This window comes from Photorhabdus machadonis, assembly GCF_052657765.1.
Genome location: NZ_CP199761.1, coordinates 2,368,828 through 2,381,211, shown reverse-complemented (window position 1 = coordinate 2,381,211; position 12,384 = coordinate 2,368,828). Strand labels below are relative to the sequence as shown.

General features: G+C 40.6%; 10 protein-coding genes. 1 reads left to right on the top strand and 9 read right to left on the bottom strand.

Annotated features, from left to right (window positions below; all coding sequences use genetic code 11):
- Nucleotides 1-30: 30 nt before the first annotated feature.
- The 9 genes from ACUN2T_RS11350 to dapA form a co-directional block, all read right to left on the bottom strand.
- Nucleotides 31-426 (bottom strand): AMP-binding protein, encoded by a 396-nt coding sequence (locus ACUN2T_RS11350; protein WP_445497547.1) that lies wholly within the window; start codon nt 424-426, stop codon nt 31-33.
- 9 nt (nt 427-435) lie between these two features.
- Entirely contained in the window at nt 436-1,392 is a 957-nt protein-coding gene (locus ACUN2T_RS11345; protein ID WP_445497546.1) for a TauD/TfdA family dioxygenase, read from the bottom strand.
- 1,182 nt (nt 1,393-2,574) lie between these two features.
- Complete coding sequence (locus ACUN2T_RS11340) at nt 2,575-4,227, bottom strand: ATP-binding cassette domain-containing protein (protein ID WP_445497545.1); 1,653 nt, start codon at nt 4,225-4,227, stop codon at nt 2,575-2,577.
- On the bottom strand, nt 4,224-5,939 hold the full coding sequence (locus ACUN2T_RS11335; RefSeq protein ID WP_445497544.1) for an ABC transporter ATP-binding protein: 1,716 nt from the start codon (nt 5,937-5,939) through the stop codon (nt 4,224-4,226). The genes ACUN2T_RS11340 and ACUN2T_RS11335 overlap by 4 nt, the downstream gene beginning before the upstream one ends.
- A gap of 590 nt (nt 5,940-6,529) precedes the next feature.
- Nucleotides 6,530-7,243, bottom strand: a complete 714-nt coding sequence (gene purC / locus ACUN2T_RS11330) for a phosphoribosylaminoimidazolesuccinocarboxamide synthase (protein WP_445497543.1) — start codon at nt 7,241-7,243, stop codon at nt 6,530-6,532.
- Nucleotides 7,244-7,706: 463 nt separating this feature from the next.
- A complete protein-coding gene (locus tag ACUN2T_RS11325) occupies nt 7,707-8,873 on the bottom strand; it encodes a VopS family T3SS effector adenosine monophosphate-protein transferase (RefSeq protein ID WP_445497542.1) in 1,167 nt (388 codons plus the stop codon).
- On the bottom strand, nt 8,860-9,303 hold the full coding sequence (locus ACUN2T_RS11320; protein WP_445497541.1) for a type III secretion system chaperone: 444 nt from the start codon (nt 9,301-9,303) through the stop codon (nt 8,860-8,862). Before ACUN2T_RS11320 ends, ACUN2T_RS11325 begins: the two co-directional genes overlap by 14 nt.
- A 312-nt stretch (nt 9,304-9,615) precedes the next feature.
- On the bottom strand, nt 9,616-10,665 hold the full coding sequence (gene bamC / locus ACUN2T_RS11315) for an outer membrane protein assembly factor BamC (RefSeq protein ID WP_445497540.1): 1,050 nt from the start codon (nt 10,663-10,665) through the stop codon (nt 9,616-9,618).
- Between the two features lie 16 nt (nt 10,666-10,681).
- The gene (gene dapA, locus ACUN2T_RS11310) at nt 10,682-11,581 is read right to left on the bottom strand and encodes a 4-hydroxy-tetrahydrodipicolinate synthase (protein ID WP_445497539.1); all 900 of its coding nucleotides are present in this window, start codon (nt 11,579-11,581) and stop codon (nt 10,682-10,684) included.
- Between the two features lie 256 nt (nt 11,582-11,837).
- On the opposite strand from dapA, the gene ACUN2T_RS11305 reads away from it, so the two are divergent.
- On the top strand, nt 11,838-12,383 hold the full coding sequence (locus ACUN2T_RS11305; RefSeq protein WP_445497538.1) for a glycine cleavage system transcriptional repressor: 546 nt from the start codon (nt 11,838-11,840) through the stop codon (nt 12,381-12,383).
- Nucleotide 12,384 lies beyond the last annotated feature (1 nt).

Here is a 12,384-nt window from a genome sequence, read left to right as displayed (position 1 = left end):
ACTGGAATGACACAGAATTTCTAACACTCCCTATCGAGTTGCTGTTTTCTCAACATTCAACTTAACAAACTCACCAATGCGGTTTTCATTCTTATTATCAGTCACTACCAGATCCGCATGAGCAATAGACAAAAGAGCTTCAACTCTATTCTCAGGTTCATACTCATTAATATGTACATAGACGGCACCGATGGACCAACATGCCAGCGCAACAATAATCCCCAAAGGAGAGCGCGCTAATAAGGTAGCAACGATATTTCCTTGACCAATCCCATTGAATCTTAACTGTTCTGCAACGGCACCTGCACGGCTTGCCAGTTCTTGATAGGTTAAGAACTGAGCATCTTGTCGCACTGCAATCATTGAACCTGACGTGATCACATGATGATTAAAAATATCTGCACAGGTTGTAGAAGAATCAATCACCACCATAACTTATTCCTGATTTAATTTATTGAATGTTGAGTGCATAGGATTAGCCATCATGACATAAACTTTTCTGTAACCTATGAATGGTTCTCTACCATGTGCAATAGCTAAATTATCAACTATAGCAACATCGCCACTTTGCCAATTCGGATAAACAGTTTCTTCATCCAAAGCGACACGTATCTCTTTTAATGTCTGCTCTTCAATCGGCGAACCATCGCCATACTTTGCCATGCGTGGAATATTTTCTTTTCCCAATGCAGCCTCCAGTGCTGCACGAATTTCAGCTTTCAAACTTGAAGGATGAAATAGATTCGCCTGATTGAACCAGCTTTTAATCCTTGTCCGTGGATGTATTAAAACTCCCTGTATTACCTGTTTTGTGTAGAGAATATTCTCATCAATCCAATCGAACTCTATTCCCTCTTCCAAAAATCTATTTTCGACAATATCTCGGTCATCTGTCTGGAAAACATGCTGCCAGGTCAAATCAAATCCAGTATTATAACGACGCTCATAAGCCACTCCTTTGTTTTCAAATTTATTTATTATTTCGGCAGGCAATCGGTTCAAAACTTTCCTGTAATCGGCAAGTGTCGTTTGTCCCCCTGTTTTTGCCGCAGTTTGCACCCAAAACCATAAATATTGCGGCCAGGTACGACGATATGACATCTCATTATGCAGTGGTATACGTTGATCAGCAGGGTATTCGGTTGAGGTAAATATTTTACTGGCAACCTGAGTACGCGGAGTCGAAGGTTCTGTATAATCAATGATATCGGGTGTCACAGCTTGTACGGAATGACGAAAATCATCCACACTATCAAGTTGAAAACCCCGAAAAATTATCGCCCCATGCAAATCCAGCAGTTCTGTATATTCATTCCCATGTTTCTCCAAATAATCTTTTAACGATATTCTGCCCGATTTAGAACAAATCACTTCATAAGGTAACTTTTCCATTCCCGACTCCCCAAACACTTAGAATTATTTTCATTAAATAATGCTGAGATTACTGTAATTAATAACATATCGAAACAGCAAAATCTGTTTGCATTTAACCAAATACAGTTATCGAAAAATGTTCGTGTTTATCACTACACGATTAAAGTCTTTATAAATATTGACCTAATAAAACAGTCACAATACCTTTCTAAAATTACCCCACATACCTAGCTGGCAAATATATGGACAATATCAAAGTACATATAAAATAGCGTACAGGATCACATTTTCATACCTGAAATCACACCAGTAGCTTATTAATAGAAATCTCACCTTAAAAACAACAATAAAAAATCAATTTCCACAGTTTGAATCTATTGTTTACTTTATAATTCAATAGAAGTATTACTTCCCTATTTTATTGATATAAATTGATTAATTCAGCTAAATAACTTTCCAAAATGGTGCTACACCTTATCCACCAACAACCCTATGTATAACAATGAGTTGAATAAAACCATGTGTAGCGGAATTATGAAACCTTATTTAGGTATAGCTGACACTGAACAAACCTCTGCCATCGATTCCTCCAGAATATTTAATCCATCTTCCAATATTTTCATTGCAAAAATAAATTATTTATTCTCAATGTTTATTGATGACAAGCTTCCAGTAAGATATCAATAATCAAGAAACATTCCAAATGATTAGCTTCTTTTGCCTCATTAGCAACTATCATCTTCTCGTTATTTATAAGCATTATTGATTGCATGTTTCATAGCATATTATCAATAAATTATGACCAAATATCTTAATAGGCAGCCTATTACAGTCAATTAGATATAAACGAAGTAAAAATCAGCAATAACATTCTGAATTATAATTACCTTTAAAGATACAAAGAGATAATATAAGTACTTTTCTGGTTAGAATTAATCGCACGCTGAATTCGCCATAATTTTTATCATTTATTACTAAGGAGATGACATATTACCTTATTGAATTAAAATCAAATTAATTAAAATAAAAAAATAGATATAAGTTAATGTGTATTAACTACTAATACAATATGATAAAAAGGACCTTTCAGAAGTCAGCCTGCACCATTGTCATTTTGAATCTTTAACTTCTACGATATGCCAGCCACCCAGAAATATTCTGAATGGCTGGTCAACCAGGAAAATACTGCCTATCCCAGCCTCATACTAATTCCCTCTGTCGTTGAACAGTCACAATATGGTCAGCTTTAGCAAGGAGATCGGCATTATATGAAACAACAATCCACAACCCGGGCCAATGCTCAGGTAAAGTGGACCACAAGCGACGGGCCGTATCTGCATCTAATGACGAATCACAGTTATCAACGATATAAACGTCAGCAGGACGGCATAGCATCCGGGCCAGCGCCAAACGCTGACGCTGACCACCAGACAATTGCCCAGCATTGCCAGAATTAATGACGGTATCAAGCCCTTCCGGCAATTCATATGATCCGGGAATCAAACCTACCGCCTCCAAAGCCCGTACCATGACATCATCGTTAATATCCGTATCACCCAATGCTAAGTTTTGTCTTACCGTTCCACCAAAAAAACCCGCTTTCTTTCTGGCATAGCCGATACGTGGATTCCGCCACCAGTTTTCATTTCCGAACACTTCTCTGTTATTCCACAGTACACTGCCGGAACTGGATTTTTCCAAGCCAATCAAGTAACGCAAAAAGGTCGTTTTACCCACTCCAATATCACCAACAATGCCAATAATCTGATTAGCCGTCGCCTCAAACGAAATCGGGAGCTGAGTATTTGAGCAGGTAAGATGATTAACACTCAGCCTATGCAGCGCCTCACCTTTCTCATCTTGCTCATATTCTTTGGTCTCTTTTTTATCTAACAAAAGCTGTTTGATTCGCCCATAACACACATCAGCATTTTTGTAATAGGCAACAGCCCGACCAAAGAAAAATATCTGCTCACTGATCCAGCCTATATAGGTTAAAAATAATGCCAGGTTACCTACGGTAAAACTGCCATCAACGATTCGTTTACTGACTATCAATAAAACAGCTGACGTTCCAAGTATCACAATATTTTTGAACAAACCAGAAAGCAGGTCAGTAAATACCTGATGTCTGGCTTGAATAGCCCGGCGACTGACAAATTTCTGCGACAATCGCTCAATCTGCCCCTCAATTTTGTTGCCAAGGCGCAAATCGCGTATACCCGTTAAAACATCAGTAATCTTGCCGGCAATATCTCCCTGAGATTGACGTTTGCTCTGCTGTAAATTACCTACTTTGCGTTTAAGTATCGCCCCAATCCAAAGGCCCGCAATCATAGGCATAAGAGCAAGCGTGGTTATTGTGTCGGTGTTGATAAGCACAACTAATGCGATAATTAAAAGTAAGGCACGGTAGAGAAAATCAGAGGTCCAGCTCAGAAATTCCGCTATTTCATCACTGTCATCACGAATGCGGTTCAAAAGATCACCTTGCGAAAAAGTGTGTCTCTGATTGTGGGAACAATGGCTCACCCCCCACAAAACTCGTTCTTTCAGGTAAGCACTGACTTTAAAGATCAGCGTAAAGTCCAGGCTTAATCCCAAAAAAAGGACCAATGATCGCAAGACCATGGTTGCAATCGCAGAGGCAAGCAACCACCAGACCACAGGGTCAGCAGGTTCATTCATCGCTCTATCCAGTAACTGGCTGATCAAGTAACCAACCAATAGAGGAAAACCATGCATAAGTGTCCACACAACCATGGTGATGAAATAGAGAGGCGCAAACCTTTTCACAAGGTCAATCAAGGCCGGTAACATTTTGGGTTTAGTTGATACACGGGATATAGTCATACAATGAGTCCATGATTGCTCGTTAATGTTGCGATTTCAGCTTCTGGAATTCGCTGCTGAATCCGTCCATCATCAACAATGATGATTTCATCAACGGCTGAAAGCGTGTGAAGACGATGTGCAACCATCACTACGGTGCGATTGCGGCTCAGTTTTTCAAGTAATTTCAGCCAACTCTCTTCAGTCTGAGGATCAAGTTGAGATGTTCCTTCATCAATAATCACCAGCGAACAATGCTGCAACATCACTCTGGCACCCGCTATCATCTGAATTTCACCTTCCGACAACATCCGGCCATTAGTGCCAACCTGCGTATCAAGGCCATCAGGTAACGCCCTGGCCCATTCAAGCGCATCCAACGCCTGGAGAACCTGCCAAATTTGATTGTCAGATATTTCATCACTGAACAGCGTTAAATTTTCTCGCAGCGTTGTGGAAAACAGATGGGAACGCTGACTAAGAACGGAAACCTTTTTTGCAAACTCTTCAGGTTTAATTGTCGAGACATCAATATTTCCAATGGTCACTCTTCCTGAGTCAGGTCGCGCAAATCCACACATCAAATTAAGAATGGTACTTTTTCCCGCGCCTGTTCTACCGATAATGCCAATTTTGCTTCCCGGAGCGACGTAAAAATTAACACCGTGCAAAATCTGTGCTTCTTCCCCGTTATAACTGAAATCAACATTATCAAAATGGATAGAAAGAGGACCATCAGGCAACAAATTATCTGATGATTTACCTGGCGCACCTTCATTTAATGTTTTTGTCGCCAGTGATAAAGCAGCAAATAATTTCTGTATCAGCTCTATCTCTGACGACATATCCTCCACCGGTTCGCGAAGTTTATCAACGTAGAGATAAATCATGGTTAATGTACCAATGCTTAAACTGTCCTCACCAAGTAATTGAAGCCCAAAACCAAAACCTATACCGAAACACAGTGCAAAGAAGAGCTGAGTAATTGGCCAGAACGCTCTGCCGCCAATATAAGCACTGCGTTCAAATTTGAGCAATACCGACAGCATCTTACGAAATGCAGTGGCAGGCCAATGCGCCTGTGATAATGGCTGTAAATCATCCATTGCATGTAATGAATCACCGATAAAACCAAAGATTCGGGCTTTTTCATTGCGCGCAATGAGCCAGCGACGAACAGAAAGTCGGGTTAATTGAATTAATACATATGCCACCAGTACTACGACAATAGCCATAGCAAGACCTGCCTGGGGCATGACGCTGAATATAATGATCAATGTACCCAGTGTCATCGCTAAATTAGCAATGGCTTTGAAACCCGATTTAGAAATCGTTTTTCCTATAATGTCAGCATTACCTTCGATATTTTCCAGCAACTCTCCCTGCGATCTTCGTTCTATTTCCAATACAGGTAAAACTGTCATCACATGATGAAAAAGCTTGTATCTGATGGTATCAGCAATACCCCAACCAGCCTTAGTGCTCATATAACTGGTCACCAGACTGCCGATCACACCAATCGACGCGATAAAAATATAAATGATTGCCAGCATGATAAGTTGATCAGCAGTCGTTCCTGATGTCGCCTTATCAACGTAATTCCTGATAATATAAGGACCACTTAGATCACATGATAATGTCACGGCTAAAGCCAGAAAAGCACAGACAACCGTTCCCTTAAATGGTGTGGCGCTATGTAGCAGTATCCGCCATACAGTTAACTTCTTTGACATGATTTTTTCCATCTTTTGGTTATGGCACCTCAGTAGAATTAGGGATGTTATTCACAACATCGGGATTATTAATAACAGATCGATTACAACAGCAAGATCGTGTTCACAATTGCAAAATGCAATTATCGCAAAATATCCGCATTTATCACTATCTGATTGAAGTCTTTATAAACACTATCACAAGAAAACAAAATTTATATCTTATTCTATAATGTCAATACCTTTGTGAGGTTATTTAATATCCTAATTGGAAGATATATCACCAATGTGAATAATAAATAACTGACTCCAGGCCATGAATCATAAATAGCGAAAAAATCAGTAATAATCCCAACGAATTATAATGATTTCCACACATATATAGCGATTATATAAATGAATTCCTATTCAATATTAACGCACATTGAATTGTCCATAATTTCAGCGGGTTATGACTAATAAGGCGGTAGCCTACTCTATATTGAATTCTCCATATTCACTACCCATATTATCGGATAATATTTGGTCACAAAAAACAAATAAAAGAATTATAAGCAAAATGAATTTATGCCAGTAAAAGGGCCTTTCGGCCCAGGTAATCGTTTGCGTAATTAATCCAAAATAACACCGATACGGTGCGCTACCTCTTCATACGCTTCAATCAGGCCACCAAGACTTTGGCGGAAACGATCTTTATCCATTTTGTCTAAAGTCTCTTTATCCCACAAACGACAGCCATCAGGAGAGAACTCATCCCCTAGAACCACCTGTCCTTTAAACAAACCAAATTCCAGTTTGAAATCGACCAAAATCAAACCAGCGTCATCAAACAATTTGTTCAATACTTCGTTAGCCTTGTAGCTTAATCTTTTCATCTCAGCCAGATGTTCTTTGCTAACCCAGTCAAACGTTTCACAATAAGACTCATTCACCATTGGATCATGCATGGCATCATTTTTCAGAAACAGATCGAACAGAGGTGGATTCAATATTACACCTTCCTCAACACCAAGGCGTCTGACCAATGAACCCGCAGCCCGATTGCGAATAACACATTCAACCGGCACCATATCCAGATTTTTAACCAATACTTCGGTGTCTGATAACAGACGTTCCATTTGTGTCGGGATACCCGCTTCTTCCAGTTTGCTCATGATGAAATGGTTAAATTTATTATTCACCATCCCCTTGCGGTCAAACTGTTCGATGCGTTCGCCATCCAATGCTGATGTATCATTACGGAACTCCAACACCAGCAAATCAGGATCATCAGTGGTGTACACCGTTTTTGCCTTCCCACGATACAACTCAGCTTTTTTCTGCATTTTATATACTCCAAAATATTACTACTGAATAAACGTCAGAGATAAATAATAAAGCAGATTGCTAACAAAATCCTGTTCAAAAGGTCGATTTTTTCTATCGTTATCAGATTAGTCTACAAAACAAACTAATTTTTAGGCCAACAGCCTTCTCCTCATCCAATTAAAATAACCAGCATTATTCCCTGTAAATAAAATTCCATTCTTGTGAATCCAAAAATTCTCTCGGGGAGCATTACTTAGCGCATTAACTATTACAACAAATATTTTGCATGAAAGATAAGTATTGTTTATAGGTATTATTGCAAACTCTAAAGATGTTTAGACACCAGCTCTTCAAGGGACAGACTTTCAGAGAGAAATTATGGTCGCGGAAGTCTCTTAACATGGAGGTAAATTTGTTTTTTGTACGAATTTTTATTAATTCAAAGTGCTGGCTAAAAAGTCAGCACTTTAGCCAGCACTTTTAGTGGATGCCATGCAAAGCGTTTTCTGTAGTGACAGAAATAGGAGTGAATTGACCCGCTCTTAATTCTGTCAGCGCATAGAGGAGGCGTCCCATCCGGCCATTGCCATCAGTGAAACCATGAAAACCAACGACAGCTGCAAAGAGTTGTTTCCCAATCTGAGGATCTTCCTTATCCAAAGTTTCCAGATGACGTGCCAGCAACGCCGCACCACCTATACTGGAAGGAAGGCTCCCCCCGCTGATTGCTGGACCACGATAATCACGCTCTATGTTTGGAACCAACCTATGATGAAGCTCCTTAAGATTTTGGCTATCCGTTAAATCCTTTTCATTATAGGTATACTCCTTCAGTAGCGCCGTGAAGTTACTCCATTCATTACCACCTGAAGTAGATGCCTTGAGAATCCAAGCGGCCGCTCTGTCAACATCATCAGTTAACTTGCCTGAGTTATAAAAATCTTCAGAAAGGGTTTCCGCATAAATACCTTGGTTAAGATCTTGGCCTTTTATTGCCTCTTGATGCTGTTGGGCTGCCAGCAAATTCTTTTCTTCCATCATCAAAATTGGCTCCAGACTAGCGACAGCGCCAGAAGCCGAAGGCTGCTTACGTAATTGTTCAAAGCTGACAAAAGACTGCTCAGGGGCAACCAGTTTACTGGTCAGTTGAGCTGTTGCCTGGTTCCCCATCAGATCCTGTAATTTTTTACCCGTTTCTGTATTCAGTAGTGACTCTGACATAGCACGCTGTAACAAAAGAGAATGTTCAGCCAACATTGCTTCCGTCATTTTATGGGTATCTGCTGTTTTTAATCTCTCCAGCACTTGTTCCGATGTCCGTAGACTACCATCCTTAAACAACATACGGGCATGGCTGACCGCGTCTGTACTCTGGAGACGCTGTTGTTGCGCCCCCTCTGTAGAAAAGAGGGTTTTAGTCGCCTCTTTGGCTACGGAGGCGCTACTGCCACTTAAGAAAAATTTACTTACCCCTTCCAAGAAACGGGCAAAGTGATCACTTTTTGGGTGCGTACGCAAAACCTGTTGCAGATCTGCATTAATATGATATTCACGACCAGAAATTTGCAGTTTACCTTCATTACGAACCTGTTCTTGTCTTTGTAATGGGGCATTTTGTAATACAGCAAGATTCTTAAACTCGATCATAAATCATTCTCCTATCATAAGATGGTTGTGGGATATTTTTTTGTGATAGTGATGTTGGAAATTCATTTACCCAGGTAATAAATTCAGACAATTTATCTTCCAACCTATTGGCCGTTAGGTGCTGTACGGTTAATATTCTATACGCAACGACCCCAAGTTCCTGATGCCAGCCAATACCAGGCATCTGATTATTTAATGGATTAAGGGCTGTATTGAGTAAATAACGAAGAGTACTCGCATCTGCCGAGTCTGGAATTTCCATATTTATCTGACCAATAATAATTAAATGTTCCTCCTGACGACGTAAGATAATAGGTATAGTGTTATCGACCAATAAGAAACAATTCCCTTCTTTATCAAAGGAGAGTTTATTCATGCCCAGCTTTGTTGCCAGCTCAGTCAGTAATATATCAGTTAGATGATCGTTCATAGTGGAAAAGCAAACCCAATTATTTTGATAACAGGATTTTACGCTTTCGGAAATATGATGACTGTCAGATCTAGTCTGTCTTTTGTATATAAACAACCCGCATTGATAGTTGAGTCAATTTTACAGATCAGATGATATTTAAGATCCCGCTCTTCAAAGGACACCCTTTTGGGGAAAATTGTGCTGGAAGGCCCCTTCTTAGCATAGAGGACAAGCTCATTTCTTATACGGGTTTTTATGAGATCAAAGTGCTGAATAAGAAACCAGCACTTTGTCAACAGAGGGGCAATTCATTTCGCCCCTTTATTTATTCTATAATCCTGTCGTCTGGCTAAAAGCGGCTTTCAATGCTGCAACCAGTTCATCATTTTGTGACTGGGTCAACGGCTTACCTTTCTCACTGATAAACTGCAAGCTACTTCGGTTATTCAAGTCACCAACCTGTAATTTGTAATCACCTTCGCTGATGGAAAGTTCATTAACTCCCATTGATTTCCAGTCCGATGCGCTAAGACCTTTATAAGTTACAGTGATAGAACCCGTCGAACGGCTGCGGCTACCCACTTTCATACCCGCTTTTTCCAGCGCTGCCGGTAACCTATCCCAGACGATATTATATGGCGCCCGAACAATCATCTGAGGTAACCCAGAAGTATCACCACCACTCTGTACATCTAATGGCCCCAAATTACGGGCTGCTGTATTATCGCTAATCCGTTCACGCTGCTGGTTCACACCTTCGATCAATTCATTGAGCATCAGGGCGTTATAACGTTGGATTTCGATAGGATCAGTTATTGGTTGATCGCCTTGTCTCAGACCTTCATTAGCAATGGATAATTCAATCTGATAGCCCTGATGTGCAACACTGATGCGATAACGAACCTGATATGGAACATTTTCATCTGCACGCAGCCATTCAATCCAGTCGGTTGTTAATGTCTGACCAGCATCATCGCGCTGGCTAACCTTGTAACCTTTTTTCAGCAGAACATTATTAACCTGCGACCACAAGTTGCTATTCTCAGACGTGTTTTCAAGCAACAATTTGCTGCTCTTCACACTATTTTCAGCACGGGAACCACTCAACAGGGCCAATGCCTGCGATGGTGGGCGAATATCAAGCTCTTTCCCAACCAATCCTTTAGATGCTGTTGGAGGAATATCATATTCACCATTCTGTAATGGCAATATCATACCCGCAGGAACATTCAGCGCTTTCAGAGGAGGTGTTTCAAGATACGTGTCATCATCATTGATCTGACGCTTATAACTTTGGTCACCAGAACACGCTGCCAATAACACTACCAGTGACATACCAGCAGCCTTCATCACCTTTGATTTTTGCAACAATATTGCCATTAAAATTCCCTAAATTTTACAGTAATCCGGCCGTTTTCAAGGCTTTTTCGACTGAGACTTTTCCTGCATCTGTCAATGGCATCATCGGCAGACGCAGCGTGTCATCAGCAATCAGCCCCAGTTTGTAACATACCCATTTGACTGGAATTGGGTTAGGTTCAACAAATAGTTGATGGTGTAAATCCATCAGGCGGTTATTCAGTTTACGCGCTTCTGCAAACTGGCCGCTTAATGCCAACTTACAAAATTTAGCCACCTCAGCCGCCGCAATGTTTGCAGTCACAGAAATTACCCCTTTACCACCAAGCTGGATAAAATCCAACCCACTTGCATCATCACCACTCAACAAGATGAAGTTATCATCATTAACTAACTCTTGGATTTGACTGACACGGCTTAAGTTCCCTGTCGCTTCTTTAATTGCGACAATATTTTTAATCTTCGCCAAACGAGCTACAGTTGGCGGTAGCAGATCACACCCGGTACGGGAGGGCACATTATACAGAATTTGTGGTAAATCAGTATGTTCAGCGATCGTTTTAAAATGCTGATATAAACCTTCCTGCGATGGCTTATTATAATAAGGCGTTACCGTCAGGCAACCAACAACACCACTGTTTTCAAAACGTTTCGTCAGAGATATTGCCTCAGCAGTTGCATTTGCGCCTGTTCCGGCGATGACAGGAATGCGTCTGTCAGCCAGTTCCACCGTTGTCAAAACAACATCACCGTGCTCATCGTGACTCAATGTGGCAGACTCTCCGGTTGTTCCTACCGAAACGATCGCTGATGTACCACTGGCAACATGGTAATCAATTAACTTTTTCAAACTGGTCTTATCAACGTGACCATTCGCATCCATTGGTGTTACCAGCGCAACAATACTGCCTGTAAATTCAAAGCTCCCGCTAGACATTACATACCCCCCTATACAAACAAGAGTTCAATGGTACTTTTTAGTCATACAGAAGGAAACTATTTAACACAGGATTTCAATGAATTTTGTTAATACCAGATAACCTCTGTCAAAAAGAAGTGATAACTAAAGTAATTTATTGAAATTCAACGGCAGGGAATGAGAACAATAGAGCAACTTTGCTACGATTGACCTTGGCAGTACACCCTTTTTGTGTTTACCTTAAATAAACCATAGCAGAGAAGGAAAAGTGACTTTGCCACAATCAGAACAACATTTTCTCGTTATAACCGCTTTAGGCGCTGACCGTCCTGGTATCGTCAATACAATCACGCGTCTTGTGAGTGAATGTGGTTGTAACATTGAAGACAGCCGTTTAGCGATGTTTGGTGAGGAATTCACGTTCATTATGCTGCTTTCCGGTAGCTGGAACGCTATCACCATGATTGAATCCTCACTGCCACAGAAAGGGGCCGAACTGGATCTTCTTCTCGTCATGAAACGTACAAGATGTGATGATCATACAGCATTTCCTTCCACCGTATCCGTCAAGGTGGATGTTGATGATTCACCCGGTATTGTTGAGCAGTTTACCAATCTGTTTACCACACAGGATTTTAATATTGCTGAACTGGCATCAAAAACACAGCCACCAGAAGATGATATCCCTGCCCGGCTACAAATCCAGATCACCGCTCATAGTCTATTAGATGATGACGGCATAATTATTAAGCAGGCGTTTAATAAGCTATGTACAGATCTAAATGCACAAGGCAATATTAGTATTCTTGAACCACTTTAGC

Bases quoted from the DNA above. Each gene is read 5' to 3' on its own strand.
- ACUN2T_RS11345 (WP_445497546.1), bottom strand. From the start codon at position 1,392: ATGGAAAAGTTACCTTATGAAGTGATTTGTTCTAAATCGGGCAGAATA.
- ACUN2T_RS11340 (WP_445497545.1), bottom strand. From the start codon at position 4,227: ATGACTATATCCCGTGTATCAACTAAACCCAAAATGTTACCGGCCTTG.
- ACUN2T_RS11335 (WP_445497544.1), bottom strand. From the start codon at position 5,939: ATGTCAAAGAAGTTAACTGTATGGCGGATACTGCTACATAGCGCCACA.
- purC (WP_445497543.1), bottom strand. From the start codon at position 7,243: ATGCAGAAAAAAGCTGAGTTGTATCGTGGGAAGGCAAAAACGGTGTAC.
- ACUN2T_RS11325 (WP_445497542.1), bottom strand. From the start codon at position 8,873: ATGATCGAGTTTAAGAATCTTGCTGTATTACAAAATGCCCCATTACAA.
- ACUN2T_RS11320 (WP_445497541.1), bottom strand. From the start codon at position 9,303: ATGAACGATCATCTAACTGATATATTACTGACTGAGCTGGCAACAAAG.
- bamC (WP_445497540.1), bottom strand. From the start codon at position 10,665: ATGGCAATATTGTTGCAAAAATCAAAGGTGATGAAGGCTGCTGGTATG.
- dapA (WP_445497539.1), bottom strand. From the start codon at position 11,581: ATGTCTAGCGGGAGCTTTGAATTTACAGGCAGTATTGTTGCGCTGGTA.